This is a genomic window from Marinobacter sp. ST-43 (assembly GCF_030541085.1).
In the GTDB taxonomy this organism is placed as follows: Bacteria; Pseudomonadota; Gammaproteobacteria; order Pseudomonadales; family Oleiphilaceae; genus Marinobacter; species Marinobacter nauticus.
The window spans coordinates 28,671-45,134 of the sequence record NZ_JASSVO010000025.1; the positions used below are offsets into that span (position 1 = coordinate 28,671).

Consider the following 16,464-nt stretch of genomic DNA (forward strand, 5'->3'; position numbering starts at 1 on the left):
ATAATTAGTTGAGTAAGTGAAACACCTGAAAAAACAGACACATGAATTGTCAAAAATTATTAAACACCCCTTCACCTTTGTCCTTATATGGACGATCATCAAAGTCATAACCAAAAGGTAACAATCAGAAAGCGACAACGGATGTCGGAGCCATCAGCTATCCTCCCGACATCCAGTTCCACCAAATCAGTCGGGAAGGGCACATGTCTTCACTCTACGCACCAGGCGCCAGAGTTGTTATCCGGGATTGCGAATGGGTTGTCCGCCGGGCAGACCCCAGTGATGATGGCGGTTACGCCCTTACCGTTGATGGTCTTTCGGAACTGGTCAATGGCAAAAGCGCCCGCTTCCTGACCCGGCTGGAAGAGCAGGCCAACACCATCCGCGTGCTGGACCCGGCGGAAACCCAATTTGAGCAGGACCTGACCCCAGGCTTCGAGAAAAGCCGCCTATTTATCGAAACCCAGCTGCGCCAGATCACCCCGGCAGATGAGAAAATCCACCTCGGCCATAAAGCCGCGATGGACCCAGTCCCTTACCAGCTGGACCCGGCCCTGCAGGCGCTTAAACAGAACCGCCAGCGTATTCTGATTGCCGATGCCGTGGGCCTGGGTAAAACCCTGGAAGCCGGCATTCTGATGACCGAGCTCATGCGCCGTGGCCGGGGCAAGCGCATCCTTGTGCTCACCCTCAAAAGCATGATGACCCAGTTCCAGAAAGAAATGTGGAACCGCTTTACCATCCCGCTCACCCGGCTGGATTCCGCCGGCCTGCAGCGGGTGCGTAACCACATTCCGGGCAACCATAACCCGTTTTACTACTACGATAAGTCGATCATCTCCATCGACACCCTCAAGCAGGGCAATGCATACCGCCAGCATCTCGAAAAGGCCTACTGGGACATCATTGTGATTGATGAGGTCCACAACGTGGCCGAGCGTGGCAGCAGCTCCCAGCGGGCGCAGCTGGCGCAACTCCTGGCGGGCCGGTCGGACACCCTGATCATGCTCTCCGCCACGCCCCACGACGGCAGGGCACGGTCGTTCGCCAGCCTGATGAACATGCTGGACCCCACCGCCATTTCCGACCCGGACGACTACGCCAGGGAAGACTTCCGGGATAAGGGGCTGGTCATTCGCCGGTTCAAGAAGGACATCCGGGATCAGGTACAGCAGGAATTCAAAGAACGGGTAGTAAACGACATCTACCTGAACGCCAGCCCGGAAGAAGAAGCCGCCTACCAGGCGCTGCTGGATGTACCGTTCACTTACCGGGGCGAGCACAGCACCACCAAAAACGGCCAACTGGTGCGCATCGGCCTGCAAAAGGCCATCTTCAGCTCCCCGGCTGCGGCGGAAGTTTCTGTGCGGCAACGCATCAAAAAACTGGCGAACAAGCCGGAAGTTACCGAAGACGAACAGCAGGAAGTCCAGGCCCTCAACAGCTTGTTGTTATCCCTGAGTAACGTTAATACGGCCCATTTTGGCAAATATCAGAAACTACTGAAGTTGCTGGGCAGCCGTGAGTTCGGCTGGAGCAAAACCGACACCAACGACCGCCTGGTCATATTCAGCGAACGCATCGAAACCGTTAAGTGGCTGAAGCAGCAGTTGCAGGATGACCTCAAGCTCAAAACCGAGGCTGTTGAAATACTGCACGGTACGTTGCCGGATATCGACCAGCAACGCATCGTCGAAGACTTCGGCAAACCGGAAAGCAAACTGCGCGTATTGCTGTGCTCCGATGTTGCCAGCGAGGGCATCAACCTGCATTACCTCTCGCACCGGCTGGTGCATTTTGATCTGCCCTGGTCGCTGATGGTGTTCCAGCAGCGCAACGGCCGGGTAGACCGCTACGGCCAGGAACAAACGCCGATCATCACCTACCTGATTAACCAGAGCGACAACCCCAAAGTGCGCGGCGATCAGCGCATACTGGAAATCCTCAAAGAGAAAGACGAACAGGCCTACAAAAACATCGGCGACCCGGCCACCTTCATGAAAGTGCACGATGCCGAAGCCGAAGAAGCCCTCACCATGGAAGCCATGGCCGAAGGCACCGATGCCAAAGCTTTTGATGACAAATACCAGGCCGACGACAGCAACGAAGGCGACGACCTGCTGGCGCTGTTCCTGAACCCCGAGGCAGCGGCACCGAAAACCGAAGAACAGGCCGAACAGCACACGGTAGATCGGTACAGCCTGTTCCCCAGCGACTACGAATTCGCCCGCCAGGCCCTGGAAGCCCTGAACCGCGAGCGCAAGCAGGTTCAGTTCAGTGCTAACAACGACAAACAAACCCTCACCATCACGCCGCCAGACGATCTGGACTACCGGTTCCGCTTCCTGCCGCCGGAAATCAGCCCCAGCGATGGCAGCCTGGTGCTCACCGCCGATAAACAGCGGTTTGAAGACGAAATCCGCCGCAGCCGGCAAGACGAAAGCGCCTGGCCCAAACTCCATTATCTGTGGCCCCAGCACCCGGCCATTCAGTGGCTACAAGACAAACTGCTGGCCCAGGTGGCCCGCCACAGCGCGCCGGTACTGGCCCTGCCGGATACCAACGCCGTGAAACAGGCCCTGCAACCGGGCGAATCCGTCTTCCTGGTCAGCGGGCTGATTCCCAACCGCAAGGCCCACCCGGTGATCTGGGAGTGGTTTGCCATTAAAACCCGCAACGGCGAAGTATCGGCCGTGGAACCGGCAGAGCACTGGCTGCAAACCCTGCAACTGGACAACAAACTGCCCAACCGCGCCCAGCCGATCAACATCAGCGAACTCGAAGACCTGCGCCAGCCGGTGATCAACGCCGCCAAGGCAGAAATGCACCAGCGCCAGCAGGCCTACACAGAACAGAAGAACGAAGAGCTGACAGAACAGCTGCAGGCACTGGAAGCACTCCAGCAGCGGCAGGTAAAACAGATAGAGCTCCAGCTGGAAAAATCTGCCCAGGCAGAGCACTTCAAAGCTGCCAGAAGGGAAGAGCGCATCGGCCGCATCGAAAAAGTGTTCGATGACTACCAGACTTGGGTGCGCGACACCCTCACCATCGAACCCGTGCCGTTTATCCAGATTATTGCCGTATTCACCCGCGAAGCCGGGGAGCAGGACTAACCATGGCCGTACAAGACACCGCCGCCACCTTCATCGGGTTAACCAACGACAACGAATTCTTCAGTGCCCACTACCTGGCCGAAGTGTTCCAGGGCGACTTTGCCGACACCATCAAAGACTGGGATGCCCGCGAAGAGCAGGCCAAAGAGGCCGGGGCGGAATACACCACGCCCCACCGCGCCCTGCGCAACCTCAACCAGAGCTACTTCGCCCTGCGCCACAAACTCAAAACCGAGCGCAGCGTCGCCGAGCGTATTCGCCTGCAGCGGGAATTCTTCAAAGACCTGCTAGGCACCCTGGGCATTCCGTACCAGCCACAAAACCGAACCGTAGCCCCCAACACCGAACTGCCCGTGCTCAGCACCCTGGGCGACCAGCTGTGGGTACTGGGCGCACTGGATGCCGACAACGAAGGCGAAGACCCGCTCTCCCTCAAATTGCACAGCAACCAGTTCTTCGGCCCCGGCCCGCACTTTGATGCCCTGAAAAACACCGACTGGTACCACATCCTGGACCAGGCCGTGTTCCGCCAGAACGCACCCCACAACGAAAATCCGCCCCGCTGGGTACTGCTGCTGAGCGACCGCCAAGGCATATTGATCGACCGCTACAAATGGTCGCAAAACCGCATGCTGCGCTTCGACTGGGAAGAAATCCTCGGCCGGCGCGACGACAAAACCCTCAAAGCCACCGCCGTACTGCTGCACCGGGAAAGCCTCGCGCCAGATGAAGGCCAGTGCAGGTTGGACAGCCTGGACGAAAACAGCCACAAACACGCCTTTGCAGTCTCCGACGACCTCAAATACGCCCTGCGCCAGGCCATCGAAGCCCTTGGCAACGAGGCCGCCGAACAACTCATCGAACAGGCACGCGACCGCAAGGAAGGCATCTACAGCGGCAGCAACGCCCTGGATGCCGACCAGCTCTCCAAGGAATGCCTGCGCTACATGTACCGCATTCTGTTCCTCTTCTACATCGAAGCGCGGCCGGAACTGGGCTACCTGCCCACCGACGACGAAACCTGGCGCATGGGCTACAGCCTCGACAGCCTGCGCGATCTGGAAATGGTGCGCCTGACCACCGAGGAAAGCAGGCAGGGCCACTACTTCCACCACAGCCTGCAGCGCATGTTCAGCCTGATCTACCAGGGCAACCAGGCCAGCCAGCAGCAAGACAACCTGCACGAAAGCACCACCAACGCCTTCACCCTGCAAGGCCTGGACAGCCACCTGTTCGACCCGGCCAAAACCCCGCTGCTCAACCGCGTGGTGTTCAGCAACGCCACCTTGCAGCAGGTGATCCAGAGCATGTCGCTCACACGCCCCGCCAAAGGTAAAAAGCGCCGGGGCCGGGTAAGCTACACCCAGCTGGGTATCAACCAATTGGGTGCCGTGTATGAAGCCCTGCTGAGCTACCGGGGCTTCTTCGCCACCGAAGACCTCTACGAAGTCGCTCCCAAAGGCCAGAACATCAACCCTGACGAACTGGACACCGGCTACTTCGTTACCGCCAGCCAGCTGGAAGAATTCGACGACAAAGAGCGCGTGTACGACAAAATCGACGGCAAACTCAGCCTGCGCGTGCACCCCAAAGGCAAGTTCATCTACCGCATGGCCGGGCGCGACCGGGAAAAATCCGCCAGTTACTACACCCCGGAAGTGCTCACCAAAAGCCTGGTGAAATACACCCTCAAAGAACGCCTGACGGAAGAGGTAACCGCAGACGACATTCTCGACTTAACCGTGTGCGAACCCGCCATGGGCAGCGCGGCCTTCCTTAACGAAGCCGTGAACCAGCTGGTGGAAGCCTACCTGACCCGCAAACAACAGGAGCTGGGCGAACGCATCCCCCACGAGGACTACCAGCGCGAACTCCAGCGGGTAAAAATGCACATCGCCGACCACAACGTGTACGGGGTAGATCTGAACCCCATCGCCGTGGAACTGGCGGAAGTGTCCCTGTGGCTGAACGCCCTGAGCGGCGGCCATAACGTACCCTGGTTCGGCTACCAGCTGTTCACCGGCAACAGCCTGATCGGCGCGCGCCGAGAGGTATTTCCGAAGATTGCTTTGAAGAAACAGGCTAAAGAAGGCCTCTGGTACAACAACGCCCCGCGCCGGCTAACCCCGGAAACCCTGCTGAACCCGACAGGCGAGGGCGGCCGCGGCGAAAACGAGATTTATCACTTTTTGTTACCCGATCCCGGCATGGCCGGCTACAACGACAAAGTGGCCAAACAACTGCGCCCGGATGCCTTCAAGAAAATCAAAGACTGGAAAAAAGACTTCTGCGCCCCGCTGGACGAGCAGGAAATCAAAACCCTGCAAAGCCTGAGCGATGCCGTAGACCGCCTGTGGCGCGAACACACCCAGATGCTGGAACAACACCGCCGGCGCACCGAAGACACCTACCCCCTGTGGGGCCAGGAACAGGTGGAAGAACACCACACCACCACCCGGGAAAAAGACAACCTGCGCGCCCACGGCATCTTCAACACCAACGCCCGCATCGCCTCCCCGTACCGCCGCCTGAAACTGGCCATGGACTACTGGTGCGCCCTCTGGTTCTGGCCCCTGGACAAAGTGGACCAACTGCCGGACCGGCAGAAATGGCTGTTCGACCTGAACACCATCCTCAACAGCGCCGGCACCTTTGAGTTTGCGCCGGAACAGGTAAGCCTGCTGGGCGGCACCTCAAACCCGGAAACTACCACCCCGGAAAACGAAAAGCCGGCAGAGCAGGGCGAAGACTTGTTCGCCAAACCGGTAGACGACCTGTTCGCCGCCGACGAGCCCCAGCAAAGCCTACGGGCGGAAACCCAGGCCGCCCGGGAAGTCAGCAACCAGCGCGGCGAACTCAACCTGGAAAAGCTGTTCAAGAACCCGTTTTTCAACACCCTGGCGATTGCCAATGAACTGGGTGAACACTACCGCTTTTTCCACTGGGAACTGGCCTTCGCCGATATCTTCGCCAACCGTGGCGGCTTCGACATCACTCTTGGAAACCCGCCCTGGCGCAAGGTGGAATGGCAGGAAGGCGGCATCCTCGGCGACCACAACCCGGCTTTTGTACTGCACAAACTCAGTGCCAAGCAACTGACCGACGAGCGCGAAGCCGCCTTCGAGCGCAGCCCGCAATTACAGCAGGCCTGGTTTGCCGAACTGGCGGAAGCGGAAGGCTCCCAGGCGTTCCTCAACGCCACCCAGAACTACCCGCAGCTCAAAGGCGTGCAGACAAATCTATACAAATGCTTCCTGCCCCGGGCCTGGGCCAATGTGAACGAGCAGGGCGTGAGTGGCTTCTTGCACCCGGAAGGGATTTACGACGATCCCAAAGGTGCAGGATTCCGGCGGGAGGTGTATCGGCGTTTGCGCCAGCACTTCCAGTACATCAATGAAGTGAATTTGTTTGCGGAAGTCGATCACCACACGAAGTTCAGCGCAAACGTTTATGGCCCCTTTGATGAGCACGTGCACTTCAACCACTTTGCCAACCTGTTTATTCCCCAAACTGTGGATATCAGCTTTGCCCACGAAGGGCAGGGGCAAGTGCCGGGAATCAAGGATGAAGTGGAATCAGCGAGCGGAGCCATCAAAACCGTCTGGAACACAAACGGCCACCGCGACCGAATTATTGAAATTGGCCAACACGAACTGGCCCTGTTCGCCCAACTCTACGACGAAGCCAGCACCGATGCCCTGGAAGCGCGCCTGCCGGCCCTGCACGCCCGGCAGCTCACCAACGTACTGGAAAAATTCGCCGCCCAGCCCCGGCGGCTGGGGGATCTGAAAGGACAGTACCTGTCGCTGGAAATGTGGCACGAAACCAACGCCCAGAAAGACGGCACCATCAAACGGGAAACCCGCTTCCCGGAGAACCCGGAACAATGGATACTCTCCGGCCCCCATTTCTTCGTCGGCAGCCCGTTCTACAAAACCCCGCGGGCAGAGTGCACCCAGAACAGCCACTACGATATCCTCGACCTGCAAACCCTGCCGGACGACTACCTGCCGCGCACCAACTACATCCCCGCCTGCGATCCCGCCACCTACCGCGACCGCACCCCGCGCGTGCCTTGGGTGGAAGAGAGCGAGCATCGGGAGCGGTTCGTGACGGAGTATTATCGGTTGTTCTGTCGCAGGCAGTTGAGTCAGTCAGGTGAGCGCACGCTGTTGGGTATGGTTGCCCCAAAAGGTGCTGCCCATATCCACCCTGTTATCTCGACAACCTTTAAAGACCAGAAAGCAATGCTGGATTTTGGATCAGCCTGCGCGTCTCTGGTCTTTGATTTCTGGCTTAAAACAACAGGGAAAAACGATTTATACGAGTCGGTTCTTCGTCTGATGCCACTGATCAGTGATACGCGGATAAGGTTCAGAGGGTTAGTTTTGTACTGTCTGACAAATCACTACGCCAACCTCTGGCAATCCAACTGGCAAGACAGCTTCCGCCAACAACACTGGGCCACTCGCGAACCCATCGCCGCGCTACCGCAGGATTTCTTTGCCAACCTCACCCCCGAGTGGCAACGCAGCAACGCCCTGCGCACCGACTACGCCCGCCGCCAGGCCCTGGTGGAAATCGATGTCCTCGTCGCCCAGGCCCTCGGCCTCACGCTGGAAGAACTGCTCACCATCTACCGAGTCCAGTTCCCCGTCATGCGCCAGTACGAAGCCGAAACCTTCTACGACCAAACCGGCCGCATCGTCTTCACCCCCAGCAAAGGCCTGGTAGGCGTAGGCCTGCCCAGAAAAGCCAACAAGAAGGAACTCACCGAAGGCACCTTCTACTGCATAGACACACCAGAAAGAAAAGGCTCTCCACAAGAACCGGGCATCGCCCTCGGCTGGGAAGACATCCAGCACCTGCAGGAAGGCAGCGTCTACAAAACCTATATGGACGACACGCTTCCCGGCGGGCCGGTGGAGCGCACCGTGGAATACAAAGCGCCGTTCTTCCGGCCGGATCGGGAGGAGGATTATCGGGTGGCGTGGGAGGTTTTTGTCAATGAGTGACAGCACGATTCGTAACTGCCCCTGGGGTTATTCCTGCTCCAAAGAATGGGCAGACCTCATTGTCACTCGGGATGAGGGTATTCGCTTCTGTACCGATTGCCAGAAGGAAGTTCATTGGGTCGACAGCAGGGAGGAGCTGGCTGAGAGCATCCTTTTAAACCGCTGCGTTAGTTTTAGGGCTTTGTTGATTGATTCAACCTTGGTCGGTGAGGAAATTAGCGGAGCGGGCGACGGTTCGAGAACACTTACCGGTTTGGCGACCCCGGACATTCTTGATTATGAACCGGCACAGGGTAAAAAGAAGGATTACGACGCATTAAACGACTTTGACGATGACGATATTCCGTTCTGAAGTCGAATAAGATGTAGAGGCAGACCATGGATTCGAAAAACTTTTCTCTTTTGGCCGATCAGTGGCCTGAACTATACAAACACGCGGCTCTGGCTGAGAGATATGTGCAGGACGACCCTGCGACAGCCACCGTCAAGCTGCGTTGCTTTGCTGAATCGTTAGTCGGATTTCTGTATCGGAACCTGGGCCTGAGCTCGAACCCTGATGACGGGCTATTTGAGAAACTGACGTCTGAGCAATTCGAATCGGTGGTTGACGATGCCATTCGCCAGAAGCTTCACGCGATCCGTATCTTGGGCAATAAGGCAGCCCATGGCAAAGAAGTGGTCCAGGACAAGGCCCTGCAGATTCTAAAAGATGCTTACTTACTGGGGCGGTGGCTTTACTCAACGTTTTGTTCTGGTCCTGCGCAGCCCGAATATCCGGATTTTGAAGAGCCGACTTCTCCGGAGCAGCTGAATTCAAATTTGAAAGCTACCAATGAAGAATTGCGTAACCAGCTTGAGAGTGCGAAAGAGGAATTGCAGAAGCTTCAGGCAGCGGAACGCAAAGCACAGGAGCAGATTGCCCAGCTTGACAGGTCACTTGACGAGGAGAAGTTGTCAAGGTTCCACCAAGCATCCACTGAGGCTGCTAGTCGAATTGACCTGGGAGAGGAGGCTACAAGACGTTTATTGAGCCTTGAGGATAGCTTTTCGGAATATACGCTTACAAATGGCCAGGCTGAGCTCGTTAAACAGCTTGGAGAATTCCTGTCTTCCCGAAATGAGAGTGCTTTTATACTAAGGGGGTACGCAGGTACAGGTAAAACATTTATAACAAAAGGGCTGACAGAGTACTTTCGCGCAATTGGACGAAACTATGTCTTGGCCGCACCGACAGGTAAGGCAGCGAAGGTCATTGCAAGTAAGACAAAATCTCCCGCTTATACGTTGCATCGAACCATATATTCGTTCAAGGATATTCGGGAATATAAAGACGCTGATGTTGATGGGACTGAAACCTACAAGTTCTACGCCGAGCTTTCGGTAAATGAACTTCCGGCGGATACTGTATTCATTGTTGATGAAGCATCCATGGTTTCAGATGCATACAGTGAGGCGGAGTTCTTTCGCTTTGGTTCGGGGTACATACTCAGGGATTTTCTGAAGTATGTGAATCTTGATCATAACGATCACAGCAAAAAGGTCATCTTCATCGGCGACGATGCCCAGCTGCCGCCTGTTGGTATGTCATTTTCTCCGGCATTGGACGAGAAATATTTGCTTCGGGAGCACAGTGTGCGCTCCACCAGCTATGAGCTCACCGAAGTTGTGCGTCAAAAGGCAGATAGCGGTGTGATGGGTAATTCCATTGCTTTGCGCAATTCCTTGAAAAAACGTGTTTTCAATCAGCTTTCCGTAGATTTCAGTACGCCGGATGTACAGCCTGTCAGTCATGGCGATCTGATGGACCGGTACCTTGAGTCCTGTGGTGGCAGGATTAACGGTGAGTCCATTGTTATCGCTTACTCAAACGCTGATGTTGCGGCCTATAACCGTCGAATAAGGGAGCATTTTTTCCCGGGATGTGAGTACGTTCAAGCCGGCGACAAAGTGATGGCCGTAAGTAACAGCAATGCTTACGGGTTTTTTATCTCTAATGGTGATTTCGGGGTTGTGAGAAAAGTGCTTGGAGCCACTGAACGCCGTCCAGTCACCATTAAAAGGCGAAATGAAGAAACAGGGCAGGTCGAAAGCGTCGGCATATCTCTTGAATTCAAGGACGTTGTTGTAGGGTTCAGAGACCTCGAAGGGACCCCGAGATTTTTCGAGGCCAAGGTAATTGAAAGCCTGCTCTACAGCGACCTGCCGTCGTTAAGTTCCGACGAGAGCAAGGCGCTGTACGTTGATTTTTGTATGCGCAACAGGGGGCTCAAAAAGGGCAGCCTGGAATTCAAGAATACACTGATGTCTGACCCTTACTTTAACGCACTGCGGTTGAAGTTTGGCTATGCCATTACCTGTCACAAGGCGCAAGGTAGCGAATGGAATAATGTATTTGTAAAGTGTAAAACCAATCAAAACCAGCTGACCGAAGGCTATTTTCGTTGGTTTTATACAGCGATTACACGGACTTCGGACCGCCTGTGGTTGCTTGACGCGCCGAATATCAAGATTGGTAGTCGGTTGAAACCTGTTGGCCGGCTCGGTGGTTTTATGCCGAATCCGACACCAAACCCGGACAATACGCCCGCTGGTTTTGATTCTCCGGTAAACCAAAGTCCCGAGCCGAACAGACCTTTGAAAGATGAGCGGGTGGTGACGGCACCTTCGTCTACCGCAGTGCACAGGCCAGACAGTATTGATGAAACATACGGAATCCCGGAAGGAGCCCAATTCCTGCTTGGAGTTCTCAGCAGGGTTAGGGAACTGATAGCTGATCACGATATTTCGATTGACTCTATCGCCCATCAGCAATACCAGGAAGCTTATACATTCTGCCGAGGTAACGAATTTGCCCGGGTGGACATTGGTTACGACAGCAAGGAGAAAGTTAAGCGTGTAACGGCACCCATCCCGTCATCTCTCTCAGCCGATGTGCAAAATTTATTGGCTCCTCTTGTAGGGCAGCCAATCGCTGGTGGACCTGTAATACCCGCTGACCAGATTCACTTTGAAGATGATTTCATCAATGACTTTCATCGGCGTTTGCTTCCGCTGGCATCTGAGCGTCAGATCAGTATACAGAATGCCGAGAAGTATCAATGGCATGTTCGCTATAGATTTGCTCGGGGCAACGATGTGGCTGTATGCGATATTTTCTTTGACGGCAAAAAACGGTTCACCAAATATCAGCCATTGATTACTGCCTGTAGTCCGGGGTCGCTATTGCCAGACGTTGAGGTAATGCTGACAGAAGGATTGAGTGCATGATTACCAGTAAAGACGTGTTTGCAAAGCGAAAAGCCGGTGAGATTGAAGAAGCCTATCAGATGGCCTTACAAAGAATGGGCGCCCCCGATAAAGATGAGTGGGACGATCGGGCCTTTGGCTGGTGCTTGATTGACCTGATCAAACGGGATGCCAAAGCAGGTCAGCAGGCTAATCTCAGTCATTACCGCCAACAGCTTGAGGCAATCACGGTGCCCGAGAGTGATGACGTGCTGACGAAACAACGGCAGTTTGCCATCTCGCTCTGCAGCCCGCAGGGCCAGCGGGTCAACGAAGCTAAACAGCTGAGCAAGGCTGGACAGCATGATAGAGCGGCGGCTATCTATCGTGAGCTACTTCAGGACACACCGGGCGATCGTGATCTATCCGTCTCACTCGGCTGGGAGCTGTATCGTCTTGTGAAGAAGCTGCTGGATCAGAGTGACGCTAATTTGCAGCCCATCAAGCAAAACCTCAATGAGTATCTACGGCTTAACGTTGAGAAGCCGTCGCTTCTCCACTCCGTTATATTGCAGGTGGCCGCGAAGTTCGCCGGCGCGGATCGTTTCAACATGGCCGCATTCTGCCGATTGTGGAATCTGGAGTTTTTGCGTCCAGAGGATTGGGAGCGATTCCGCACGGATGATAGCAAAGAGCTTCCGGCCCTCGCCGAGCGAGTAATACAGCAGGCGAGCAAGGAGGCTGGAAGAACTCAAGACCCCGGGCTCGCATCTTATATTCTTCCTTACCTTGATCGAGCCTTGGGTGAGTATTCTGACAATATCTGGTTGTTTTTGAACAAGGCGAAAGTGCTTCTCACACTTCAAAGAAATGAAGATGCCTTTAAATTTGCCCTCGATGTGGCTCGCGCAAAACCTAACGACTATTGGGTTTGGGAGCTCTTAGGCGATATCTGTGGCACTGATGACCCGGACCTATCATTGAGCTGTTACTGCAAGGCTCTGCTTTGTTCCTCTGATGACCGCTTTTCGGTGAAGGTCCGCGGGAAGCTTGCATCGTTGCTGATTGAACGGAGTAAGTTCCCCGAAGCGAAGTTCGAAATCAATCGTTTTCTGGAAATTAAGCGGAGGGAGGGCAACAAAGTTCCACCTGAAATTGAACGGTTTGAAAATCAGGATTGGTATTCCACCACCCCCAGGTCTGGCTCGAATGAGGAGTTTTATAAAGGTAACTCGGGCGCTGCGGAAAGCGCATTGTTCAGTCAGCTGCCATGGATTTCTGCAAACGTTGGTGATGTCTTTACAATTCCCGGTAAAGAAGATAAGCCAAAAAGACGGATTTATTTAAAGGGGGCTTCAGAGCCAGTAGAGGTTGTGATACCCGATAAGAAGTTTGACCTGTCACGTAGTGTGCTTGGTGATCCGATAAAAGTTAAAGGCGAATGGGATAATCAAAAAAGATTCCAGATGTTTTCTGTTGATAAGCGTGAGCCCGGTGAGGCTTGGGATGTTTTTAAAGACCAACTTGCCGTTGTTGATCATGTCAACAGGGATAAAAAGCTGATTCACTTTTTAGTCAGTAAAGTTATAAATGGCGTTGTCCCGTTCTCAGAGCTCGATGGTGACTATTCTGAAGGTGATGTGATCAGAGTTCGTTTGAGTAGATATTCTACAGCTCGCGGTGAGAGATTCCGCGTTCTGTCTGCCCGTAAAACCCAGGACCCGGCACCTATTGGTTTGAAGAAAGAGTTTCGAGAGAGTGTTAGTGTGCATGAATCGGGTTTTGCCTTTACTAGCTCAGATATTTTTATACCAGCCAACTTGGTAACTAAGAATAATGTTGTGGATGGTGAGTTTGTAAATGGCGTGGCGCTGCTTTCGTACAATAAAAAACGGTCTGAGTGGGGGTGGAGAGCTTATAAGGTTTCGAAAACCTAAAGGTATATGCATGCTAACCTTTCAACGCTGTTTAAGTTGCCAAAAACGGAGTTGAAAGTGTATGTCAGCTCTGACTGAGATTTAACACCAGATCATATATTCGGGAGAGAACGGATGAGTTCCCAATGCTATTCAGTTAACCAACACCTGATCGGCACGCTCATGGCGTGGGTGAATTCCGGTGAAATCGCCATCCCGGAAATTCAGCGCCCGTTTGTGTGGGACTCATCCAAAGTTCGGGACTTGATGGACAGCCTGTACCAGGGCTATCCCGTGGGTTACATCATCGCCTGGCAGAATCCGTCAGTGAAGCTGAAGGATGGCGGTGTCGCCCAAGGCAAAAAGATTTTGATCGATGGTCAGCAGCGCGTTACGGCTCTTCGGGCCGCCATCGCCAATCAGCAGGTGATTAATCAGGACTACAAAACGGTACGCATCCGCATTGCTTTCCACCCCATGGAGGAGCGGTTTGAGGTGGCCAACCCGGCCATCGACAAAGATAAAGCCTGGTTGCCGGATATCGGGCCCATTATCAGTGGGCAGCTCAAGCCTCATAAAATTGCGCGCGAATATCTCTCGGCAAACCCGGACGTGGATGAGGACTTGCTCCACGACCGCCTTGGTAGGCTGACGGATATTCTCTCCAAGCAGATCGGTTTGATCGAGCTGTCCCACGATCTTGATATCGAAACGGTTACAGAGATTTTTATCCGCATCAACTCCAAAGGTGTCGTTCTCAGTCAGGCGGATTTTGCGATGTCGAAGATTGCCGCCAACGAGGAGTTTGGTGGTAATACTTTGCGTAAAGCCATCGACTATTTTTGCCACCTGGCGGTCGCTCCGGAGTTCTATGGTTTGATGGAGCAGAATGATGCGGCTTTCGCGCAAACGGATTATTTCAAGGCCATGCGCTGGTTGCGGCAGGAGAATGATGATCTTTACGACCCAGGCTATTCTGACCTTTTACGGGTTGCGTTCACTTCGCGGTTCAATCGGGGCAAGTTGGCCGACTTGGTAGGGCTGTTGTCCGGTCGTAACTTTGAGACTCGAAGTTACGAGAAGTCGATCGAGGAAGCATCGTTCGAATCGCTAAGGGCAGGGGTGCTGGAGTTCATCAACGAGACGCACTTCAAGCGATTCCTGATGATTATCCGCTCTTCGGGTTTTGTGGATCGCACGATGATCCGGTCCCGGAACGCTTTGAACTTTGCCTACATCCTGTATTTGAAACTGAAACGCGATTTGGGCAATGAGCCACGGATTGAGTCCTGGGTGCGGCGCTGGTTTGTGATGTCGATTCTCACCGGCCGTTATTCTTCGTCTCCTGAATCCCAGATGGACAGGGACATCAAAGCAATTCAGGACCGGCCGTTTGCTGATTTGCTGGCGGATGTTGAGGCGGCGGAATTGTCGGATACCTTCTGGAAGGTCGGGCTGGTTCAGGCGCTGAATACTTCGACGGTAAACTCACCGGTCTTCAAGGCATTTCTGGCGGCCCAGGCTTATTTGGGTGACAAAGGCTTCCTTTCCAAAGATATCTCTGTGCGGGATATGCTCAACCACCACGGCGATATCCACCATGTGTTCCCCCGCAATTTCCTGAAGAAGCAGGGGCTGTCTCGGGGCAAATACAACCAGGTTGCGAACTTTGTGTACCTGCAGCAGGAGGTGAATATCAAGATTGGGGATAAAGCTCCTGCGGACTACATGGCGACAATCTTTAAGCAGTGCGAAACCGGAGAGCCTGTGCTGGGCGCTATAACAAACCTGGATAAGCTGCAGGACAACCTCGCGGTGAATTGCTTGCCAACAGAGCTGGAGAGTTACTCGCCCGAGAATTATGAGGATTTCCTGGCTCGGCGTAGGGTGGCAATGGCAGAGAAGATTCAGGGCTATTATTGGGCGTTATAAATTGAAAATCGTTATCGGGTTACTTCTTGCAAGTTCGGCACCTTTCATCTGGCCAGCGATTCTGACGGTGCGAGGAACAGGCGGCTGGTCAACGGCTGGCCTAGAACTGCTTCCTATGGTGGCCGTTTTTGTTGTGTTGCTTTGGGGCGCGGTAACTTTGCTTTCGTGGCTATTCCGGCTGGTTCTGCGCCGGCCTCCGGCAAACCAGTCCAGTCGGTTCCCTCAGATTGCCATAGGGATAATTGGCGGTGTCTCATTGGGAGGTTGGATTGGCGGTGAACTCCGAATGTACGGATTCGAGCTTGCTGCGGAGCGAGCTCAACCTGTGGTTGCCGCAGTAGAGAAGTATGTCGAGGTGAATGGTCAGCCACCGAAAGAGCTCACGGAATTGGTTCCGGATTACCTGTCACACATGCCGCAGAAATTACCGCCCTTAGAGATCGTGACTGATGAGGGAAAGCTGGCGGAGTATGGCGATAACAGCTGGGCGCTAACTGCACTGGTCTCCAGAGCGATGATGAACTGGGATCGGTTCATTTATGTTCCAGATGGGAAGTATCCGGGCAATGGTTTCGGAGGAACTCTGGAGCGCGTTGGTGGCTGGGTCTACGTGCATGAGTGATGTTGAATCTTTGATCTTAAGTAAAAAACTGGCTGTTGCCTAATTCGCTGTAGGCTCATCAGATTTGCTTTCTCCTCACACTATTGATGAGTGGTTGAAAACGACGTGTTGATTGTAAAAACTTGAAAAATAGAGTTTTCTTACCAACACCGTTAGGTCACTATCCTGATGCAGAGAATTGATTTCTTGTAAGCGACAGCGGATGTCGGTCCTCCCCATTAAACTCCTCTCATCCGCTCTGCTTGGCACTATGAATTCGAGCTGGGCTCACTAGTGGCAGCTTCCCACCGGCTCGAGTTGTATGCACGGTTCTGATTAAAAACGATAATGATCTGGAGAATCCTGTGAAAAAAATTCTAGCTCTTGCAGCTGCAGTTACATTGGTAGGCTGTGCTACCCAAACCCCGCAGATGAAGGATGTTGAGCCAACGGTAAGTGCTGAGCAGCAGCGCGCCGCACAGCTTGAGGCTCAGCAGGCCAACGCGCCAGGAAAGCTAGCGTTGAAACGTAAAATTGCCGTGTGCGTATTCCAGACCAAGGTTGCCACTGATTCCAGACGAAGCCTGCCACCCATTCCACGCGAAAGCTGCCACTGATTCCACGGCAAAGCTGCCACCCTGGCAGGCTGCCTGATTTCCCCA

At 54.2% G+C, this 16,464-nt stretch carries 8 protein-coding genes; all 8 read left to right on the top strand.

Annotation, left to right across the window (positions count from 1 at the left end):
- The first annotated feature begins 203 nt into the window (after nucleotides 1-203).
- Complete coding sequence (locus QPL98_RS17940) at nucleotides 204-3,113, top strand: DEAD/DEAH box helicase (RefSeq protein ID WP_303293723.1); 2,910 nt, start codon at nucleotides 204-206, stop codon at nucleotides 3,111-3,113.
- 2 nt (nucleotides 3,114-3,115) lie between these two features.
- The gene (locus tag QPL98_RS17945; RefSeq protein WP_303293724.1) at nucleotides 3,116-8,128 is read left to right on the top strand and encodes a hypothetical protein; all 5,013 of its coding nucleotides are present in this window, start codon (nucleotides 3,116-3,118) and stop codon (nucleotides 8,126-8,128) included.
- A complete protein-coding gene (locus QPL98_RS17950; protein ID WP_303293725.1) occupies nucleotides 8,121-8,480 on the top strand; it encodes a hypothetical protein in 360 nt (119 codons plus the stop codon). Before QPL98_RS17945 ends, QPL98_RS17950 begins: the two co-directional genes overlap by 8 nt.
- A gap of 26 nt (nucleotides 8,481-8,506) precedes the next feature.
- A complete protein-coding gene (locus QPL98_RS17955) occupies nucleotides 8,507-11,395 on the top strand; it encodes an ATP-dependent RecD-like DNA helicase (protein ID WP_303293726.1) in 2,889 nt (962 codons plus the stop codon).
- The gene (locus QPL98_RS17960) at nucleotides 11,392-13,290 is read left to right on the top strand and encodes a M48 family metallopeptidase (RefSeq protein ID WP_303293727.1); all 1,899 of its coding nucleotides are present in this window, start codon (nucleotides 11,392-11,394) and stop codon (nucleotides 13,288-13,290) included. Before QPL98_RS17955 ends, QPL98_RS17960 begins: the two co-directional genes overlap by 4 nt.
- Nucleotides 13,291-13,404: 114 nt before the next feature.
- Nucleotides 13,405-15,201, top strand: a complete 1,797-nt coding sequence (locus QPL98_RS17965; protein ID WP_303293728.1) for a DUF262 domain-containing protein — start codon at nucleotides 13,405-13,407, stop codon at nucleotides 15,199-15,201.
- A 1-nt stretch (nucleotide 15,202) separates the two neighbouring features.
- Nucleotides 15,203-15,823 carry a hypothetical protein gene (locus QPL98_RS17970; protein WP_303293729.1) on the top strand — a complete coding sequence of 207 codons (621 nt, stop codon included), beginning with the start codon at nucleotides 15,203-15,205 and terminating at the stop codon, nucleotides 15,821-15,823.
- A gap of 344 nt (nucleotides 15,824-16,167) precedes the next feature.
- On the top strand, nucleotides 16,168-16,419 hold the full coding sequence (locus QPL98_RS17975) for a hypothetical protein (RefSeq protein WP_303293730.1): 252 nt from the start codon (nucleotides 16,168-16,170) through the stop codon (nucleotides 16,417-16,419).
- The last annotated feature ends 45 nt before the right edge of the window (nucleotides 16,420-16,464 follow it).